This window comes from Streptomyces sp. SAS_270 (genome assembly GCF_052543295.1).
Genome location: NZ_JBMNDS010000057.1, coordinates 43,640 through 62,582, shown reverse-complemented (window position 1 = coordinate 62,582; position 18,943 = coordinate 43,640). Strand labels below are relative to the sequence as shown.

Sequence of the window (18,943 nt, the reverse complement as noted above, 5' to 3'; positions counted from 1 at the left end):
CCCCCCCCCCCACGGCTCACACCTTCTCTTCCAGGCGCAGCTGGACCTCGACCTCCTGATCACCCGAGTCCATGCCCATCTCGTGCACCGTGAAGCACTCGTCCAAGGCCCCGCGCAGCTGCTGCACCGCGTGCGGGCTGCCCTGGACGTCGGCCGTCACGGGTCCCGACAGATGAGCGTCCGGTGTCCCCGCGCGCTCGGCGGGGCGTGACATGTCGAACGTCCCGGCCCAAACGGTGGGACGCCGCTGTTTCGTCTCGTGCGGCTCCTCGTCGGCGGCGCGGTCCGAGGCGAACCGCCCCTTCAAGGCCTGGAAAAGGTTCCCGGCGTCCGTCGCGGAGCACTCGCTGAGCACCACCTGAACCTGCGACGCAGGCAGCTCATTGTTCATCACGGCCCGTCCTCTCCTCTGTGTACTCGCGGGTACCCCCCGAGCGCCGGGGCACTCGGGACGGGCCGTCGGCATGCCTCGCGCCGAGCACCCCGAGTGGTCGTTCACCCCCTGGTCAGCACGGACCGTGAGCTATGTTGAGTCCTCGTGGGACACGAAGGAGGCGCACCGGTGTCATCGCCGCAGCAGGCACGCGCGCAGGCGTCCGCCATCACCTCGGGCCGTTCGGCAGCCGAGGCGGGTCCTGCCCCCGCGTCCCAGCTCAGGAAGCTGTTCGACGGGCCCAGGCTCTCTCCCGGACAGCGGCGGATCGCGCAGTACCTGATCGAGAACATCACCGAGGCGGCGTTCCTCTCGATCACGGATCTCGCGGAACGCGTCGGGGTGAGCCAGCCCTCGGTGACCCGTTTCGCGTCCGCGATGGGCTTCAGCGGTTACCCCGCGCTACGGGAGAAGCTCCAGTCCATCGCGCTCAGCACCCTCGCCGGCGGCCCGGGCGCCCAGACGGAGGACCACGGCAACGAACTGCAGGCCGCGGTGGACGCCGAGATCGAGAACCTGGAGAACCTGCGGCGGGACTTCGGCGACCCGGACCAGGTCATCCGGATCGGCCGCGCGCTGTCACTCTCGGCGCCCCTGACAGTGCTGGGGCTGCGCATCTCCTGCTCGCTGGCCGAGTACTTCGCGTACGCCGCCCGCCGCATCCACCCCGATGTGCGGCTGGTGACGCGGGGCGGCAGCGTCGCCTACGACGCGATCCTCCAGTCGCGCGCAGCCGGCGGCTCGTGGCTGCTGGCCTTCTCGCTGCCCCGGCACGCCCAGGAGACGCTGACGGCGGTGCGGGTGGCGCGCAGTGCGGGGCTGAAGGTGGCTCTCGTGACCGATCTGGCGCTCGGGCCGCTGGTGGAGGAGGCGGACGCCACCTTCGTCATCGGCACCGGCTCGCGTCTCGTCTTCGACTCCTACGCCGCGCCCGTCGTCATGTCCGCGGCGCTGCTCCAGGCCATGACCGATGCCGATTCGGAGCGGACGCAGGACCGCCTTGAGGAGTACGAGCAGATCGCCGAGCAGCATCAGTTCTTCCTCAAGGACTGAGCCCGCTCCCCCTCGGGGCCGAGTCCGTGGCGCCGTCCCGAGAGCAACACCGCCGTCACCTGCGCGTCGCACAACGCACCCTGAGCACCCTCTTCCGCACCCCCCGTCACCATGGCATCACGGGATCATTCACCCCATTTCCCGCATGAATTTTTTCATGTCCTTGCGTATCCGGCGGTATATATAAATACTTCTCGCGGATCGTGACCCGGAGGCCTCCGGGTCATCTCCGACGGTCACCCGGGGCCTCCCGCTCCTACCCGCACAGGGCCTCGGGTGTTCGGACGGGCCGCGCAAGCGCCCGTGGTGGCGGCCCCGGCCAATCCCCTAGACCGGGGCCGCCCCCGACTCCCCCCACGACCCATACCGCCGACGTAACCCGGAAGCGATGAACATGGCGCTGACATACATACCGATCACCTCGGACTGGCCGTGCCAGGTAAAGGCCCCAGGCAGCTACGACTGGGAGCGATCGGCGGCCAGGTGGCTGCGCGAGCTGGTACCCGCCCGGTACGCCAGCTACCCCGCGCTGATCAAGCACCCCGTCCTGCTCGCCCGACACGCCCAGATCCAGGTCCAGCACGAGATACGGGTCGCCCGGACCGCTCTGCAGACCGCCCGGTCCGAGTTGCCCTCGCTCGGGGTCCCGGAGTCGGTCATCGAGCACACCATCAAGATGTACGCGGCCGAAGTGCTGCAGCTCCAGCACATCGCCCGCAGTGTCAGAGCGGTGTCGCAGGCACTCGTCGACAACAACCTCGCGCGCGCCTGACCCCGGTGGACGTCGTGTACGGCAGGGGCTGAAGGTGCAGGCCGCAGCACCCGCCGTACCGCGTAGGGCGCAAACAGCCGAACAGGGGCGCTAGGAACGGCGTCGCCGGGAACACGTAGGGGAGAAACACCCCGCGCAGCCCGAGCTGCCCGACGAGAGCCCTGGACGGACACATGGATTCCACGGCATGGACGGCCCTTCTCATCGTCGTCGCGCTCCTGGCGGCCGCCGCCCTGGGCGTGGCGATCACCCTCCTGGTCCGGCTCGTGCGTACCCGCCGCGATCTGCGCCGAGCCGGGCTCCCCTCAGGACCGAAGTGGGTCTTCTGGGGTGCCGTCCTCTATCTCGTGCTGCCCACGGATCTGCTGCCCGACCCCGTGTACCTGGACGACATCGGCGTACTGCTGCTGGCGCTGCGCTCCCTGCGCACCCCCGCCCCGCTGACCGAGGCTCCCGGCCGCGGGAACCACCGCGCGCCAGTGGAACGTTGACCGATCAGCGGCCCGTCGGGCGCGGACAGGAAGCGCCCTGTGCCCGTGCCGGAGGCCGGTGAGGACCACCACGGCGACGGGCGGCACCATGAGCGAGCTGGTTCCCGGGGGCAATGTGCCCCTGCCCGGCGGCACCCTGACCCTCAGGGTGCCGGGCCCCTTCGACGTGTCCGCGCTCATCACCGACGACGGCGGAAAGGTGCGCGGCGACGGTGACTTCGTGTTCTACAACCAGCCCACCGCGCCCGGGGCCCGGCTCGCCGGTGACACCCTCACCCTCGACCCGCCCGCCCTGCGCGCCGGAGCCAGTCGCGTCACCGTGGTGGTCAGCCCGGCCGACCCGTCGGCCCGGCTCGCCCAGCTGCCCGCGCCCACCGTGCACATCACCGGCCCCGGCGGCGGTGTCCTGGCCCGCTTCACCGCGCCTCGCCCGCAGCAGGAGACGGTACTGCTGCTCGCCGAGATATACCGGCGCGGAACGGCATGGAAGCTGCGCGCCGTGGGCCAGGGATACGCGGACGGACTGGCGGGCCTGGCCCGGGACTTCGGGGTCGACGTCACCGAGGACGCGGCCCCGCCGGCGGCCGAGCCCCCGCGCGGGTACGGGGGCGAGCCCGCCCACGCGCACGGACGCAGCCTGCCGTACGCCGGTGGAGTGCCGGGCGAACAGGGCACCCATGCTCAGGACGGTCTCCTCGCCCTGGTGAACTCCTCGCGGGCCAGGGCCGGTTCACCGCCCGTGTCCCTCGATGTCCGCCTGGCGGCCGCGGCACGCGCACACGCCACCGGCATGGCGGCGCACGGGCGCCTCGACTCCGAGAGCCCCGACGGCACATCCCTGTACCAGCGCATCACCTCCGGCGGATACACGTATCTGACCGTCGGCGAGCATCTCGTCTCCGGCCCGCGCACCCCCGGCGAGTTCGTGGAGTACTGCCTCTCCGCCGAGCGGTCACGACTCACCCTGCACGACCCCGCGTTCAGCCAGGCGGGTTGGGCGTACGTGAGCGGCGGACGGTCCGGGGACATGTACTGGACGGCGCTGTGGGCGCAGCCCTTCACTCCCGCGGGTCTGGTGCGCGCCGCGAACGAGGTCATCGCGCTGACCAACGCCGAACGAGCGGCGGCGGGACTGGCTCCCCTGTCCGGCGACCCCCTGCTGACCACCGCCGCGCAGGCACACAGTGCGGACATGGTGGCCCTCGCCTTCTACTCCCACACCTCGCCCGACGGCCGTGAACCCTGGGACCGGGCAGCCGCGGCCGGCAGCACGCGCCGCACCATCGGGGAGAACATCGCCTGCGGGCAGCGCTCCCCCGCCGAGGTGGTGCGCGGCTGGATGAACAGCCCCGGACACCGCGCCAACATCCTCAAGCCCGACTTCACCCACCTGGGAGTCGGCCTCGCGGGCGGCGGCAAGGCGGGCACGTACTGGACGCAGCTCTTCGGCGGCTGACGACCTCGGTCTGCCCGGCGCGTGTGATCACAGCGGCGGCTTTTCCCCCAACTCCCGTCTTTCTCCCGGAACAATGCAACCTGCGTGCTTGTCCGGCGCGTAGAGATGGTGTCGCCGCCGGAGAACGCGGCATGCGATGTGCGGAGGCCTCCGCACCGGTAGAGAACTTGGGGAGAAGAATCAGATGGTCTCAGCAACGGTGGGCACAGGGACTGCGCTCGGCGCGGTTCTGTTGTCCCTCCTGGCAGCCCCCGCGCACGCCGCGACCGACGCGGCACCGGGTGGCTCCGACCGCGTGACGCCGGTCGCCGCCTCGAAGTTGGCGGCGCCCGACGACGCGGGGCTGCGCAAGGTGCTGCGCACGGCGATGTCGCAGGGAGCCCCTGGCGCGATGGCGCGGATCGACGACAACGGCACCGTCCACAAGGTGGCCGAGGGCGTCGCCGACCGGGCCACCGGACGGGCGATGAACACGAACGACCGGTTCCGCGTCGGCAGCGTCAGCAAGAGTTTCTCCGCCGTGGTGCTGCTGCAACTGGTCGACGAGGGCAAGATCGACCTGGACACCTCGGTGAACACGTATCTGCCCGGGCTGCTGCCCGACGACCGGATCACCGTGCGCCATGTGCTGAGCCACCGCAGCGGCCTGTACGACTACACCGACGACATGTTCGCCCAGACGGTCCCCGGCTTCGAGTCCGTTCGCAACAAGGTCTTCACCTACCAGCAGCTGGTGGACCTCTCGCTCCAGAAGCCGCTCAACAACGCGCCGGGAGCCGCCTATTCGTACTCGAACACCAACTTCGTGGTCGTGGGCATGCTCATCGAGAAGCTCACCGGCCACTCCGTGCGCACGGAGTACCAGAACCGCATCTTCAAGCCGCTGAAGCTGACCAACACCTTCTACGTGCACCCGAAGACGCAGATTCCGGGCAGCCATGCCAACGGCTACCTCACCCCGGACGAGGCCGGTGCGCCGCTGGTGGACTCCACCGAGCAGACGGTCTCCTGGGCCCAGAGTGCGGGTGCGATCATCTCCACCACGCACGACCTGGACACCTTCTTCTCCTCGCTGATGCGCGGCAAGCTCATGTCCGCCGCCCAGCTGACGCAGATGCAGCAGTGGGTGACGGTCAACAGCACCCAGGGCTACGGCCTCGGGCTGCGCCGGCGTGACCTGTCGTGCGGCGTCTCCGTGTACGGGCACACCGGCACGGTGCAGGGCTTCTACACGTACGCCTTCACGTCGAAGGACGGCAAGCGCAGCATCACCGCGCTCGCCAACACCTCCAACAACGGCAACGTGCTCACCACCATGGCCCAGACCCTGGAATCGGCGTTCTGCGGCAAGCCGACGAGCGCCAAGGCCGCGGCACGCGTCGCTGCCCCGGTGGAGCGGCACGAGGACATCGCGCCGAACATCACCCTGAACTGACCGCGTCCGGTGCGGCCACGGGGCGCCTGCCCCGCGGCCGCACCTCATCCCGGTCCGGAAGAGTTTCAGCGCGCTCGCGGTTGCCCAGCCTCGGCGACGCGACCTTGCACCGTACCTGCGGGGAGAATGTCCCTGGCGGCGAGACTCGACGCCGCCCCGACCGAGTGCGGAGTGAGGAAGCGCGTTCCATGACCTTCGACGACCTCCTGGAACGGGCGGCGGCGCTCGTACGGCCCGGCCACCGAGCGATCCTCGGGATCGCGGGCGGACCCGGGGCGGGCAAGACGACGCTCGCCGCGCATCTGGTCCGGCAGCTGAACGGCGACGGCCCGGCTTGGGTGGCGCACGTCCCGATGGACGGTTTCCACCTCGCCGACGTGGAGTTGGACAGGCTGGGCCGGCGTGATCGCAAGGGAGCGCCGGACACCTTCGACGCGGCCGGGTACGCCGCGTTGCTGCGCCGCCTGCGCGAGGAGGACGACGACGGCATCGTGTACGCGCCGGGTTTCGAGCGGGTCCTGGAGCAGCCGGTCGCGGGCGCGATTGCGGTACCGCGCACCGCGCGGCTGGTGATCACCGAGGGCAACTACCTTCTGCTGCGCGAGGGCGCCTGGGCGCGCGTCCGGGCGCAGTTGGACGAGGTGTGGTTCTGCGAGCTGGCCGAGGAGGAGCGGATCCGCCGGCTCGTCGACCGCCACGAGGAGTTCGGCAAGGACCACGACACGGCGGTGGCCTGGGCGCTGGGCACGGACCAGCGGAACGCGGACCTGGTCGCCGCGACCCGCGAACGGGCGGATCTGGTCGTGCAGACCACGGGCCTCGCCCTGCCGGCCGAAAGATAGCCCCGCCTACCTGGGGGTGTCGGCCTGCGACCGGCTTCGCCGAACGCCTGCGGCGCACGGCAGTCGGCCTGCCGGGGGCGATGTCAGTGCCGCTTGGCAGACTGGTGATCATGAGTCACAACATCTCGTACTCCACCGCGGACAAAGCCGATGTACTGGCCTACCTGGGCAGCAACGGTGCGCTCTCCGACGAGCAGTTGCGCCGCCTCAACGGCATGTGCAGGGAGGCCAGGGCTCGCCAGGACGACCTCGACCGGCAGGGCGTCGACTGGGGCCTGTCCATCCCCGACGCCCTCGATCACCTCATCGCCGGACACACCCGCTCGGACGCCCAGTGCGCGGGCAACGCGTACCACGCCGCGCTGCAGCACATCATCGACCACAACGCGTCCGACCCCTCCCACCTGGGCACCTATTCCAAGCCCAGCACCTTCTTCGGCCTGGTGGACGACGAGATGCGACGCCTCGGTGTGCCGGCCGACCTGCTGCCGCACGGCTTCCTCTACGACGGCCCGCCCCCGGAGTTCCCCCACCTCCCGTACGCGATCGACGGCTACCCGACCATCGGCCACCTGCCGCTGGCCAGGACCAAGCCGGCCGCCGACGCCTACCGCGCCGTCCTGGACCGGATGAATCCGGACTTCCGGTACGACGTTGAAGAGCTCGCGGAGAAGCTGGAGTTCGAGCACGGCGAGTGGGAGCGCGCCACCAAGAACATCGACTGGTACACCCAGGACACGCTCTTCTTCTGGCTCACCTGACCGGACCGAAGGTCCGGGGGGCGTCGCCTCTCACCCCCGCAGCGTCAGCTCCGGGTTCCCGTGCGCGTCGCCCGTCACGTCGCCGATCAGAGCGGTGAAGGCCTCCGTCCGCACGGTCAGGCCCGCACCGTCGCGCTCGAACGTGGGCGTGAAGGGGTCGTCGGAGGCCTCGCCGTAGCGGACGGCGAAGACGCTCAGCCCCTCAGGGACGTCCGCAACGGGGCCCGCTTCGAGGGCCGTCGACGCGACGAGACGGCGCCAGCCCTCGTCGGGGTTGCCGTAGCCGCGCGGGTCTGCCGCCAGGGCGAAGGCCGCCTGTTCCTGGGTCGACTCGGAGCGGGCGTCGAAGTAGTCGACGCCCTGCTCCCCCGGGTGCGTCAGCCGCAGGGCGCCCGCACAGGCCACCTCGGCGTCGGCGGTACGGCGTACCCGGTCGCCGTCGTCGGCGGCGTACGGCATTCCGGCGAGCAGGTACGGCGTTCCGTCGAGCCGTTCCAGGGCGACCGTCACCCACAGGGTCGTGCCGTCCGTGACGTACAGGGACTGGATGTGCCGCAGGACGTGGTCACGGCCGACGACCGGCTTGGTGACCAGCTTGGCGGCAAGGGTTTCGGTGCGCAGGTCGCGTACGCGTACCTCGCCCATCGGACGGCACAGCAGGAAGCCGTCGGTGACCGGTCCGAAGCCGTGCTGGCGGTTGACGGCCGCGGGCAGGTAGTACGTGCCGCCGGCCTCGATCAGGGACGGGGTCATGTGGCTGTCGAAAGCCACCGAGGTTGTGCCCGCGCGGAGTTGGTGGCGCGCGGCCTTCGCGGACGGCACGCGGTGCCAGCGTGTCGGGTCCTGGATCTGCCAGACCAGCATCCACGCGAAGTGGCCGTCGACCCCGCCGTCCGGCTTGACCGCGTGCCGGACCCAGCGGGTGTCGCCCCGGTAGCGGCCCAGGTCGGAGCCGATGCGGGCGCCGAAATAGCGCAGGCCGAGGACCGACTCGAAGCCGGAGTGCTGCTCGCTGTAGCGGGGGCCGCCGTTGTCGAAGCCGCCGCCGGTGAGGCGGGCGTCGATGTAGCGGGCGAGCGCGTCGCCGTCCTCGGCGAAGATCTCCTCGCCGCTGACCCGGTGGGCCTGGGCGAGGAAGGATAGGGAGATCGGTCCGTAGTTGTTGTCGTACGCTCCCCCGTGCTCCGGGGGCAGAAGGGCGCCCCGGTCGCGGACCCGGTGGGCGCGGATCTCGTCGCAGTACAGGTCCAGCGCCCGCGCACGCACGGACTTCCCCTCGGGTTGCGGCAGATGGCGCGCCAGCATGAGCCCGCCGACCACGCACCCGATCGCCTGGTTGCCGGCTTCCTGAGGGTTGAAGAAGGTCGCCTCGGTCAGCCAGCGCCAGTAGCCGTGCGCCACCTCCACCAGCTGCGCACGCTGGTCGTCCTCGATCAGGCCGTCGGTCATGTCGAGGACGTTGACCGCCTGGAGCAGCGCCCACGCGGTGCTCGGCCAGTCGCCGATGGGGTGCGCGCCCGCCTCAAGGACGTAACGGGCGTACGGCAGACGCGAGTTGCGGACGCGCAGGTTCGGGTAGCCGGGGTTGTCCTCCCGGTAGACCCGCTCGCGCAGGTGGAAGGCGAGGCTGCGGCGCACCGCCTCCGGCAGCCGCGGGTCGCCGATGCGCTGCCCGGCCAGGGCCAGCAGCGAGGTGATGCCGAGCGAGGTGTCCCCGATGTCGTCGACGCAGTCGGGGTGTTCGAGGTTTCCCTCAGGCGTCATCCGCCGCAGGGCCTGCCCGACGACTTCGGCGAGGACGGCGTCGTACGCCTCGGGGCTGTCGGGCAGGTCGTGGAGCGGGCCGCGCTGGTGGAGAAGGCGCACGGGAGGGGGCGGGAGGTGCACGGGGATCAGCCCTTCATGCCTGAGGTGGCCATGGCGTGGGTCGTCGGTGTCACAGGACGGGTACCGGCCGGCGGGCGCGCAGTGCGACGGTCAGTGTGTTCGGGCCGTGTCCACCGATGTACACGCGGTTTCCGGCTGTCGCATCGGTGCCGCCCACCACGGTGTAGTCCTGACCCGGGTCGTAACGCAGTACGTCGCTGCGGTCCGGTCCGACGAGCGGTTCGCCTGCCTCGACCTCGGCCTCGACCCGGATCTCGTCGTCGCCGATCCGGTAGGTCATCGGCTCGGTGGTCAGGCACCAGCGTCCGTCGCCGATCGGTACGGCGCCGTCCGGCACGCCGCCCGGGCGGAAGGTCAGTTCGAGGGCCCAGGGCACCCGTGGTCCGCTGATGTCGATCCGCAGGTCGGCACCGTCTTCCCTCAGGTCCACCTCGACGCGGGTCGTGTGCGAGACCTCGTCCCGGGGCCGGTCCGGGAAGGCCATCGCGGCCGAGAAGCGACCCTCGTCCGCCATCCGGTAGACACCATCGTCCCGTCGCCCGTCCGGCGGGAGCGGCTGGTAGTAGGCGGCCGTGAGGGTTTCGGTGAGCCGGTACCGGGTGTCGGCGAGCTGTTGCATGTCGGCGGCGCGGAACGGGCCCAGGTCGAAGAACCCCCGCGAGAGACGGACCGCGTCGAGGACGGCGTTTCCGGCGAACAGCCGCAGGAAGGTGGGATTGCAGGCGAGGCCCGAGCGGATGCGCCGCTGCTGGGGCACGTCGGAGCCGCCGTACACCACCGTGTGCGCGGTGGCCGAGGCGCGTGCGGCGAGGTGTGCGGTGGTGATGTAGCGCTCGCGCGGAAGGGTCTCGGCGGCCGGGGCGGGCAGGGTGCGGCACAGGTCCGGCGTGAGGAGGGTCTCGGCGAGCAGGTCGGGGTCGTCGATGACGCCGGCGGCCGCCAGCCGCGCCGCCCTGCTGAAGTCACCCCGGCCGGTACGGATCGCGAGCAGGCGGTAGTGCGGCAGGTAGGGCGCCAGCGGGAACGGGTGGTTCTGGTCCTGCCGTCGCGAGTGGAGGGTCTCCACCGTGCCATCGGGCCTGATGAGGTCCAGGGTGGTGGCGAGGTTGCGTTCGACGGCGTCCCGCAGGTCGGCGCGGCCGAGCACGTCGGCAAGCAGCAGCAGCGACGGGTTGGACACGTGGGCCGCGTAGTTGGCGCTCCGTTCCGAGTAGAGGCCCTCGGCGTCGATGTCGACGCCTTCGGAGAGCCACTCCTCGACGCGGTCGAGCAGCCGGTCGTCGGGGAACGACCGGTGCAGCCGGGCCAGCGCCGCGCACAGCTCCCAGCGGTGGTTCGGGGTGTGCACCCCACCGGTCAGGAGACTGCCGCAGGCGGCGCCGGCGATCTCGGCGAGCGCGGCCGTGACGTCGCGCAGTTCCGGCCCCGCGCCCGCGGCGAGGACGTGCGCGTCGCACACGTCGTTGACGGTGAACGCGGAGTCCGGCGGCGACTGCACGTTGTCGCCGCCGGCGAAGAGGCCGGAGGCCGTCTGCGCGGCCCGCAAGGCGCGCAGGTGGGTCGTCGTGGCGGCGACGGCCCTGCTGCTGCCGTGCAGTGCCGAGTCCGGGGAACGGTAGGCCGCGATCAGGGTCTTCACCCGCCGCGCCAGACCACGGTGCGGCACACCGGCGGGTTCCTCGTCGGGGCGGGCCGCCGGCGGGGCGGCCTGCCGGTCGGCGGCGCGGGCCACCGCGCGGACGAACTCGTGGTCGAGCGCGGTGGGCACGGTCAGTCCTTCAGTCCGGCGTTGATGTCGGCGCCCATGACGTAGCGCTGGAAGACCAGGAAGACGAGGATCAGCGGGATCATGGAGATGACCGAGGCGCCGAGCAGTACCGACCAGTTGATGTTCTGCGCGCCGACGATGCTCTGGATGCCGATCTGCACGGTGAACTTGTTCGGGTCGTTGAGCATCAGCAGCGGCCAGATGTAGTCGTTCCACCGCCACTGGAAGGACAGGATGGCGAGCGTCAGCATGATGGGCCGGGAGAGCGGCACCATGATCCGCGCGAAGATTGCCAGCTCACGCGCGCCGTCGATGCGTGCGGCTTCCACGAGTTCGTCGGGAACCGTCAGGAAGAACTGACGGAACATGAAGCATCCGGTCGCGGTGAGCACGGCCGGGAGGATGATGCCGGCGAAGGAGTTGTAGAGGCCGAGGTTGCGGACCACCAGGAACTCGGGGGCGAGCATGACCTCGGACGGCAGCATCGTGGTGGCCAGGATGCAGATGAAGAACGCCTTGAGCCATCTGTTGTCGTACTTGGCCAGCGCGTACCCGGTGCAGCAGCTGACGCCCACCGTGAGGATCGTCGTGATCACGCACACGATGGCTGTGTTGATGAAGTACTGGGAGAAGTTGGCGCTGTCCCACGCTGCCTTGAAACCCGACAGGGTGGGGTTGTGCGGAACCAGCGTCAGCGGATAGGAGAACAGGTCGCTGGACGGCTTGAGGGAGCTGAGGATGAACCACAGCACCGGAAACCCGTACAGGCACGCCATGATCCACAGCAGCGTCGTCGGGGCAATCGCCCGCCGGAACCCGCCGCCGGCCGCCCTGCGGGGCCGCTTCTTGGCGGCGGGCCGTTTGGCATCGGCGTCGAGGGGGCGCGGCATGTCTGTGGTTGTCATCGGTTCTCCACCCGTCGGTTGACGATCAGCTGGATGATCGCGACGGCCATCAGGATGAGCATGAGCACGAACGACGCGGCGCTCGCGTAGCCGATCTGGCCCCGTTTGAAGCCGGTCTCGTAGATGTACTGGACCATCAGGTTGTTCGAGGTGCCGGGTCCGCCGTTGTTGAGGGCGACGAACACCGGGTATTCCTTCATCGCGTTGATCGTGTTGAGCAGGATGACGATGAACGAGGTGGGCGCGATGCTCGGCAGCGTGATGCTGAAGAACTGGCGCCAGGGGCCGGCGCCGTCGAGCGAGGCCGCCTCGTAGTAGGACACCGGTACGTTCTTGATCGCCGCGATGAACAGCAGCATCGAGAAGCCCGTCCAGGCCCAGGACGCCGCCATCACGACCACTATCAACGACAGGTCGGCGTTCGACTGCCACGGAACGGCGCTGCCGCCGAACTTCTCGATGACGTAGTTGACCAGTCCGAAGTTCTCACCGAACATCCACCGCCACAGGACACCCACGACGATGGGCGACAGCAGCCATGGGATGAAGAAGATGACGCGCGCGACCGACCCGCCCTTGGCGTTCTTGCTCACCAGCAAGTTGGCTGCGAGCAGCGAGACCACGAAGTTCAGCGGTACGAAGAGCACGGCGTACAGCAGCGTCCGGGTCAGCGCGTCGTAGAAGGTGGAGTCCCCGAACAGGTTGTGGTAGTTGTCCAGTCCGATGTACTGGAACGCCCCCACGCCCGTGTAGTTCGTGAAGGAGTAGACGAGCCCGATCACCGCCGGCCAGACGAAGAACAGCGCGAAGAGCACGACGTTGGCCGCGATGAGGACGAGCGGCGCAAGGGTGTACTTGTTGCGTCTCCTGGGCGGGCTCGCGGACACGGCCGAGGCGCGTTTTGTCATCTTCCTGACTCCGTGCTGGTGGAATGGATTCCTGTGGGCTCACCCCATGAGCCCGGCATTACGCGAGGGCCAGGCCGGGCGGCGGTGTCTTGATCCCGCCGCCCGGGCCTGCCGGCCTACGCTCAGCCGCCGACCTGCTGGTTGTAGCCGTCCACGATGTTCTGCAGGGCCTTGTCGGCCGACTGCTGGCCGTTGATCGCCTTGCCGAGCTCCGTCTTGGTCGGGTCCTCGGTGAGGCTCTTGCCCTTCAGCACCCAGTTGGTCTGCGCGCCGTTGAAGTAGCCGGAGATCGGGGCGTAGAGCGGGATCGACTCGTTGTACAGCTTGAACGCCGCCTGCGCCGCCTCGGACTTGAAGGGGTACTTCGGGTTCAGACCGCTCTCGACCGGCAGGAAGCCGGACGTCTCACACAGCTCCTGGTAGTGGGCCGGCTCGTACAGCCAGGACAGGAACTTCGTCGCGGCGGTGGCCGCGGCGCCGTTGTTGTTGAAGCCCACCGTCATGCCGCCGCTGTTGACGTCGCTGGCCTGCACCGGCTCGGCGGGGGTCGGCACGCTCGCCCAGTCGAACTTCTTGATGCTCTCCGCGAAGGCGGGAACCTGCCACACGCCGGACCAGTAGGCGACCACGTCACCGCTCTGGAACATGGCCGACGGGTCGGCGCCGCTGGTCCACACCGACTTCGGCATGGTCTTGTCGTCGTTCCAGCCGACGAAGGTGTTCACGGCCTTCTTGGTGGCGGCGTCCACCGAGAACTTGCCGGAGGAGTCCGCGTGGACGTACTTGCCGCCGAGCTCGTACACCATGGCGCGGAGCCGGGAGGGCGACTGGTCGAACGTCAGGGAGTACTTGGCGCCGGTCTTCTCCCGGACCTTGTCCGCCGCCTTGATGAAGTCGGTCCAGGTCCAGGTCTTCTGGGGCGAGGTCGGGAAGGAGACACCGGCCTTCTTGAACAGCGTCTTGTTGATGAACATGCCGGACGCGGTGACGTCCGAGGGGATGGACAGCACCTTCCCGGACGAGTCCTTGGCGAGGAAGTTGGCGTTGATGTTGTTGCTCTTGTTGTTGGCGATGGAGCTGAGGTCGATCAGCTTCTTCGACCAGATCGGGTCCAGCGCCGGCACGGCCGCCACGTCGGGCAGGGAGTTCGCCTGCGCGGCGTTGTGCAGCTTCGTCGCGTAGCCGTCGTAGGGAATGTTGACGAGCTTGACGCTGACGCCGGCTTCCTTCTTGTACTGCGCCACCAGCTTCTTCCAGCCCGCGTCCTGCCCCGGAACCGTGGAGATCCAGAACGTCAGCGACTTGGAGTTCCCGCCGGAGTCGGATCCCGAGCCGCAGGCGGAGAGCAGCAGGGCACCTGCCGTGGCCACGGCAGCGAGGGGAACCAGTCGGCGCATACCGCCGCGGCCGAGTCGGCGAGAGCGCCGCACACCCACACTAGTCATCTTCGATCCCTTTTCGTCATGGGAGACGGAGCACGGCGCCGACCGAGGCGGCACGGGTGCATTTTGCAGGAAATTTCGCTTTCCGGGGGGCGCGGCCTCGCCCGGCCGCGTCGCTCCTTGCGGGTGGGATCCCCGGCCATGAGGGCCGTCGTCGCACGAGCACGCCCTCGTGCGGCTGCCGTACTTCGCGTACGGGCGGGACGCCAACCCAAGCCGACGTCCCGGCCGACTTAGAAAGCGCTTGTCCGGACATTGGCAGACCGAGTCGGAACCCGTCAATCCTTCGCCCCCGCGGCCTCGGTCACGGTTTGGACTCCCCGGGCGACCGCGAGCCGGGCGGCACCCACCACCGTGCCGAGATCACCGACCGTGCTGCTGACCACTTCGGTGGGCCAGCTCAGCCGGGTCAGCTCGGCCCGCACACCGGGCAGGAGCTGCGGATATGCGCCGGTACTGCCTCCCAGCACGATCAGCCCCGGGTCCAGCACGGCGGTCACGGCGGCGGCGAGCCGGCCCACGTCCGTGGCATGCCGGCCGACGACGGCGCGGGCCGTGGCCCGGCCCTCCCCGGCGAGTGCGAAGAGCCGCTCGGCGGTGCGCGGGCAGGGCCCGTCGGCGTCCGGCCAGGCCTCGGCGGTCCGGCGCAGGAGCGAGCGTGCGCCGATGTACTCCTCCAGGGCCTCGTGGCGCGGCTCACGGCCGTCGTCCCACGGGTAGGGCAGCCTGGCCAGCTCTCCGGCCGCACCGTTGGCTCCGCGCAGCACCCGGCCTCCGACCACGATGCCCAGGCCGATGCCCACGCCGATCCGCAGATAGCCGAAGGTGTGGTGACCACGGGCGGCGCCCTCGTGCAGCTCGGCGAGCGCGGCGCAGTTGACGTTGTTCTCCAGGTGGACGGGAACACCCGGCGGCAGCGCGACGGCCATGGCGTCGAAGACGGGACCGGCCTTGGCCGTCGCGGGGCGCATCGCGGTGCCCTCCCGCTGCGCGGTGACGTCACCGACCGCCACGACGATGGTGCGCAGCGGTGCCGAGGCGGGCAGCGCGTCGAGGGCCTCGCGCACCACGTCGGCCGAGTCCTCCCGGGAGCCGTCGGCCTGGGCGAGCAGCGTGCCGTCCAGGGCGCAGACACGCACCCGGGTGAGGGCGGGGCCGAGGTCGACGGCGAGGACCGCACCGGCGGCCGGCCCGAGACGGTATACGGCGGCGGTGCGGCCCGTGCCGCTGGAGGCGGTGCCGGAGTGGGCGGCGAGCCGGGCGCTCTCCAGCTCCGCCACAGCGGAGGACACCGTCGGTTTGGACAGGCCGGCCAGGCTCGCGAGCTGCGGCCGGGTCGCCCTGCCCGCGCCCGCCAGCACGGCGAACACCGCGCTCGCGCTCTCGGTCAAGCGGGGCGCGTTCGCCACATCGTGTTCCACAGTTCTCCCACACAGGTCGAGGGCCGCGCTCCCGGATCGATCGGCTCCGCGGGATGCGGCGATGGGATGCCCTGGCGTCGCGATTCTCCGCCCCCGGCGGCCCGGTGGGACCGCTCGGTGGCCGGGTGTGCGATGCCTCTTGACACGCACTGTACTTCGTTAGTTAACTTCCTAACGAATGCCGGTACTCGCCTGCCGTGCTCCACTCAGAAGCCCGTCCCGGGGCTTCGCTAGTGCTTCAACTCCCCTGCCCTCAGGCACGGTTCGCCCACCGTCGCAGCACCATGCAACGACGAAAGAGGTTCCGTGCAGGACACTCCCCTCTCGCGCCTGCTCGTGGTGGGCATCGACGTGGGCGGCACCAAGACGCACCTGCGCGCCTTCGCGGGCGAGACATGCGTCGCCGATCACGTCCGCCCGAGCAGCGGCTGGCGGCCGCACGACCCCGTGACCGCCGCCGGCTGGCTGGCGGCGCTGGTCGCCGGGGCGCTGCCGGCGGGCGCACGCCCGTCCGCCGTCGCCGTGGGCGGCCACGCCTGCGAGACCTCCCGCCAGTGCACCCAGATCCGCACCGCGCTGCACCTGCACTTCGACGCGCCCGCACTTGTCGTGGGTGACGCCGAACTGCTGGTGCCCGCGGCCGGGCTGCATCAGGGCGTCGGCCTCGTCGCCGGCACCGGTTCCGTCGCGGTCGGCCGCCTGGCCGACGGCACTCCCGTCCAGGTCGGCGGCTGGGGAGCGGTGCTGGGCGACGAGGGCGGTTCGGCCGGTCTCGTGCGCGAGGCGGTACGGGCCACCTGGGCGGCGCACGACCGCGGCGACAAACCCGACGAGCTCGCCGAGAGCCTGCTCAGCGCCTTCGGCGTCGACGAGGTACCGGCGCTCGGCGCGGCACTGGAGCGGGCCACGGACCTCTCCGCCGAGTGGGGCCGGCACGCTCCGGCGGTGTTCGCCGCCGCCGAGGCGGGTTCAGCGCTCGCCCGTGACGTGATCGCCGAAGGCGGTCGCTCCCTCGCCGCCCTCGTGGTGCGGCTCGCCGAACGCGGGGTCGCCGTCGACGACGTCGTGGTCGCGGGCAGCGCCGTACTCGCCCAACCCGCCCTCTACGGCGCCTTCACGACCTCACTGGCCGAGACCCTGCCGACGGCACGCCCGCAACCGCTGCGCGTGCCACCGGTCGAGGGAGCCGTGGCGCTCGCGCGTTCGCTCCCATGACACCGCCGTGCCGCTCGTCCTTCTCCCCCGCGACATGAACCGGCCGTAGATCTTCGCTCGTAAGACTCCCGTCCTCGCCCCCAGGGCACGGTCGCTCCGCTACGACTGCACCCGGCCCCGCACGGCCGCAGAGGACCCCACACACTTCAGGAGAGGCAATCGCATGCCGTCACCAGCCGGGCAGCAGTCCACCCAGTCGGCCCGTGCCAGTGAACGTGCCCTGGACAGGCGCGTGTTCCTCAGAAGCTCCTTCGGCGTGTCGGTCGGCGTGCTCGCCGCCCCGACGGCCGTCACCTGGCTGGCCGCCGCCGACGCCAAGGCCGCCACCGCCCCGGCGGCGTTCGTCGACGAGTACACGACGAACGTCATGGCCAACCAGACGCCCGAGACCAACGCGGTGGTCCGCGTCCTCGGCGGTATGAGCAAGGTGTGGAAGAGCGGCGACGCCTGGAACACGGGCACCCCGCTGATGCCCGAGGTACTGCGCGCCAACATGCGCTACTGCATCCGGATCACGACGACCCGCACCGACGCCCAGGCGCGCGAGGCGTTCATCTACGACCGCCAGCACCAGAGTTACGCGGTGATCGCTGGCCTCGGCCCGCTCGCCGACCTCTACAAGGCGGGCGCCAAGGCGGTCACATCGATCACCACTGCCCCCGACGGCACTCCCGCCACCAAGATCGACGACGCGGTGCCGGCCGGCGCTCCCGCCGGATCCGCACTCGGCGCGGGCGCCCACGACTCGGCGCTCGGCAAGGTGGCCGAGCTGGTCGACACCGTGCGGGGCAACTTCGCCTCCGGCAATCCGTCCAAGTACGCCTACCGCTACCCGCGTCCGTGGCGCATGAACGAGGACAGCGAGGCCGTCGACACCGGCACGACCGACGCGCTCGGCTTCCCGGTCTACGACTCCGAGGTGGTCGTCGCTCCGCAACTGCTGCGCCAGCGCTCCGCGGCCCCGGCCGACGACGGCGGCTTCCCCAGCGGCCACACCAACGCCTTCCACCTGGCGGGGCTGGCGCTCGCGTACGCGGTGCCCGAGCGCTTCCAGGAGATGGTGGCGCGGGCCTACGAACTCAGCCACACCCGGATCGTCTCGGGCATGCACTCCACCGTCGACGTCATCGGCGGCCGCGTCATGGCCACCGCCCTGACGGCCGCCACGCTCGCCGACCCCGACAACGCGACCCTCAAGGCCGCCGCACGCGCCCAGGCGGCCGCGTACTTCCAGCAGCAGACCGGCACGACGGCCGACACCCTGTACGCCTACGCGCACTCCGCGGGCCTCGACTCCGACCCGTACGCCGACCGGGCCGCCAACGCCCGCGCGCTCAAGCCCCGGCTGACGTACGTCCTCACCCGGCACGGCCGCAGCGAGGACCTGACCGTGCCCAAGGGCGCCGAAGTCCTGCTGGAGACCCGGCTCCCCTACCTCGACGCCGCCCAGCGCCGCGAGGTGCTCCGCACGACCGCCCTGCCGTCCGGGTACGTGCTGCTCGACGGCCCCGAGCAGTGGGGGCGCCTCAACCTGTTCGCCGCCGCCGACGGGTACGGCGCCTTCGACTCCGACGTGCACGTCACCCTGGACGCCGCGGACGGCGGCTTCAGCGCTGCCGACACCTGGCGCAACGACATCTCCGGCCGCGGCGGCCTGGTCAAGCGCGGCGGCGGGGCGCTGACCCTGACGGGGGCCAACTCCTACGCGGGCGGCACGCTCGTGGAGGAGGGGGCGCTGACCGCCGGCTCCGCGGAGGCGCTGGGCCACGGCGACGTCCGCGTCCAGGGCGGTGTGCTGCGGGCGGCGACGGCGGTGCGGGTGTGCGGCGCCTACGCACAGGCATCAGGTGCGACGCTGGAGGTGACGCTCGGCGCGGGCTGCGCGGCGCCGCTGACGGTGGAGCGGCGGGTCCTGCTGGGCCGCGACAGCGTGCTCTCGCTGCGGCTGGACACCCGGCGTCCACCGGCCGCGGGCAGCGTGCTCCCGGTGATCCGGACGCGTTCCCTGCGCGGGCAGTTCGGGAAGATCGTGGTGCAGGGCGACGGGTATCGGGCGCTGCCCGTGCACACCCGCGACGGACTGTCCGTACGGCTCGTGAAGCGGTGACCCTGCCGGTCGCCTGAGCAGCAGCGGGGGGGGGGGGGGGGGGGGGG

16 protein-coding genes are annotated in these 18,943 nt (G+C 70.7%); 9 read left to right on the top strand and 7 right to left on the bottom strand.

Annotated features, from left to right (window positions below):
* Positions 1-16 precede the first annotated feature (16 nt).
* Positions 17-391 (bottom strand): hypothetical protein, encoded by a 375-nt coding sequence (locus ACN6LB_RS30935; RefSeq protein ID WP_356142228.1) that lies wholly within the window; start codon positions 389-391, stop codon positions 17-19.
* Positions 392-538: 147 nt separating this feature from the next.
* Here ACN6LB_RS30935 and ACN6LB_RS30930 point away from each other — a divergent pair, with 147 nt between their 5' ends.
* The 7 genes from ACN6LB_RS30930 (at position 539) to ACN6LB_RS30900 (ending at position 7,243) form a co-directional block, all read left to right on the top strand.
* The gene (locus ACN6LB_RS30930) at positions 539-1,486 is read left to right on the top strand and encodes a MurR/RpiR family transcriptional regulator (RefSeq protein WP_356142232.1); all 948 of its coding nucleotides are present in this window, start codon (positions 539-541) and stop codon (positions 1,484-1,486) included.
* A gap of 394 nt (positions 1,487-1,880) precedes the next feature.
* Positions 1,881-2,258: a hypothetical protein gene (locus ACN6LB_RS30925; protein ID WP_356142234.1), complete on the top strand. Its 378-nt coding sequence runs from the start codon at positions 1,881-1,883 to the stop codon at positions 2,256-2,258.
* Positions 2,259-2,431: 173 nt separating this feature from the next.
* Complete coding sequence (locus tag ACN6LB_RS30920; RefSeq protein ID WP_356142236.1) at positions 2,432-2,749, top strand: YkvA family protein; 318 nt, start codon at positions 2,432-2,434, stop codon at positions 2,747-2,749.
* A gap of 88 nt (positions 2,750-2,837) precedes the next feature.
* The gene (locus ACN6LB_RS30915) at positions 2,838-4,205 is read left to right on the top strand and encodes a CAP domain-containing protein (RefSeq protein ID WP_445028743.1); all 1,368 of its coding nucleotides are present in this window, start codon (positions 2,838-2,840) and stop codon (positions 4,203-4,205) included.
* 184 nt (positions 4,206-4,389) lie between these two features.
* Positions 4,390-5,640: a serine hydrolase domain-containing protein gene (locus tag ACN6LB_RS30910; protein WP_356142238.1), complete on the top strand. Its 1,251-nt coding sequence runs from the start codon at positions 4,390-4,392 to the stop codon at positions 5,638-5,640.
* A gap of 164 nt (positions 5,641-5,804) precedes the next feature.
* On the top strand, positions 5,805-6,482 hold the full coding sequence (locus ACN6LB_RS30905) for a nucleoside/nucleotide kinase family protein (protein WP_445028739.1): 678 nt from the start codon (positions 5,805-5,807) through the stop codon (positions 6,480-6,482).
* Between the two features lie 110 nt (positions 6,483-6,592).
* The gene (locus ACN6LB_RS30900) at positions 6,593-7,243 is read left to right on the top strand and encodes a DUF7691 family protein (protein ID WP_445028738.1); all 651 of its coding nucleotides are present in this window, start codon (positions 6,593-6,595) and stop codon (positions 7,241-7,243) included.
* A gap of 30 nt (positions 7,244-7,273) precedes the next feature.
* Here ACN6LB_RS30900 and ACN6LB_RS30895 read toward each other — a convergent pair whose 3' ends face one another.
* The 6 genes from ACN6LB_RS30895 to ACN6LB_RS30870 all read right to left on the bottom strand — a co-directional run bounded on the left by ACN6LB_RS30895 (position 7,274) and on the right by ACN6LB_RS30870 (position 15,574).
* Positions 7,274-9,109: a hypothetical protein gene (locus ACN6LB_RS30895; RefSeq protein ID WP_445028742.1), complete on the bottom strand. Its 1,836-nt coding sequence runs from the start codon at positions 9,107-9,109 to the stop codon at positions 7,274-7,276.
* A 70-nt stretch (positions 9,110-9,179) separates the two neighbouring features.
* A complete protein-coding gene (locus ACN6LB_RS30890) occupies positions 9,180-10,898 on the bottom strand; it encodes a hypothetical protein (protein ID WP_445028737.1) in 1,719 nt (572 codons plus the stop codon).
* Between the two features lie 2 nt (positions 10,899-10,900).
* On the bottom strand, positions 10,901-11,803 hold the full coding sequence (locus tag ACN6LB_RS30885; protein WP_445028736.1) for a carbohydrate ABC transporter permease: 903 nt from the start codon (positions 11,801-11,803) through the stop codon (positions 10,901-10,903).
* Positions 11,800-12,711: a carbohydrate ABC transporter permease gene (locus tag ACN6LB_RS30880; protein ID WP_445028735.1), complete on the bottom strand. Its 912-nt coding sequence runs from the start codon at positions 12,709-12,711 to the stop codon at positions 11,800-11,802. The genes ACN6LB_RS30885 and ACN6LB_RS30880 overlap by 4 nt, the downstream gene beginning before the upstream one ends.
* Before the next feature lie 122 nt (positions 12,712-12,833).
* Positions 12,834-14,156 (bottom strand): extracellular solute-binding protein, encoded by a 1,323-nt coding sequence (locus tag ACN6LB_RS30875; RefSeq protein ID WP_445028734.1) that lies wholly within the window; start codon positions 14,154-14,156, stop codon positions 12,834-12,836.
* A gap of 275 nt (positions 14,157-14,431) precedes the next feature.
* The gene (locus ACN6LB_RS30870; protein WP_445028733.1) at positions 14,432-15,574 is read right to left on the bottom strand and encodes an ROK family transcriptional regulator; all 1,143 of its coding nucleotides are present in this window, start codon (positions 15,572-15,574) and stop codon (positions 14,432-14,434) included.
* Positions 15,575-15,880: 306 nt separating this feature from the next.
* Between ACN6LB_RS30870 and ACN6LB_RS30865 the strand changes: the two genes are divergently transcribed.
* Together ACN6LB_RS30865 and ACN6LB_RS30860 are read left to right on the top strand one after the other, a co-directional pair.
* On the top strand, positions 15,881-16,789 hold the full coding sequence (locus tag ACN6LB_RS30865; RefSeq protein WP_445028732.1) for an N-acetylglucosamine kinase: 909 nt from the start codon (positions 15,881-15,883) through the stop codon (positions 16,787-16,789).
* A gap of 163 nt (positions 16,790-16,952) precedes the next feature.
* Positions 16,953-18,896, top strand: a complete 1,944-nt coding sequence (locus ACN6LB_RS30860) for a phosphatase PAP2 family protein (RefSeq protein ID WP_445028731.1) — start codon at positions 16,953-16,955, stop codon at positions 18,894-18,896.
* Positions 18,897-18,943 lie beyond the last annotated feature (47 nt).

Bases quoted from the DNA above. Each gene is read 5' to 3' on its own strand.
- ACN6LB_RS30935 (WP_356142228.1), bottom strand. From the start codon at position 391: ATGAACAATGAGCTGCCTGCGTCGCAGGTTCAGGTGGTGCTCAGCGAG.
- ACN6LB_RS30925 (WP_356142234.1), top strand. From the start codon at position 1,881: ATGGCGCTGACATACATACCGATCACCTCGGACTGGCCGTGCCAGGTA.
- ACN6LB_RS30920 (WP_356142236.1), top strand. From the start codon at position 2,432: ATGGATTCCACGGCATGGACGGCCCTTCTCATCGTCGTCGCGCTCCTG.
- ACN6LB_RS30915 (WP_445028743.1), top strand. From the start codon at position 2,838: ATGAGCGAGCTGGTTCCCGGGGGCAATGTGCCCCTGCCCGGCGGCACC.
- ACN6LB_RS30910 (WP_356142238.1), top strand. From the start codon at position 4,390: ATGGTCTCAGCAACGGTGGGCACAGGGACTGCGCTCGGCGCGGTTCTG.
- ACN6LB_RS30900 (WP_445028738.1), top strand. From the start codon at position 6,593: ATGAGTCACAACATCTCGTACTCCACCGCGGACAAAGCCGATGTACTG.
- ACN6LB_RS30885 (WP_445028736.1), bottom strand. From the start codon at position 11,803: ATGACAACCACAGACATGCCGCGCCCCCTCGACGCCGATGCCAAACGG.
- ACN6LB_RS30880 (WP_445028735.1), bottom strand. From the start codon at position 12,711: ATGACAAAACGCGCCTCGGCCGTGTCCGCGAGCCCGCCCAGGAGACGC.
- ACN6LB_RS30875 (WP_445028734.1), bottom strand. From the start codon at position 14,156: ATGACTAGTGTGGGTGTGCGGCGCTCTCGCCGACTCGGCCGCGGCGGT.
- ACN6LB_RS30860 (WP_445028731.1), top strand. From the start codon at position 16,953: ATGCCGTCACCAGCCGGGCAGCAGTCCACCCAGTCGGCCCGTGCCAGT.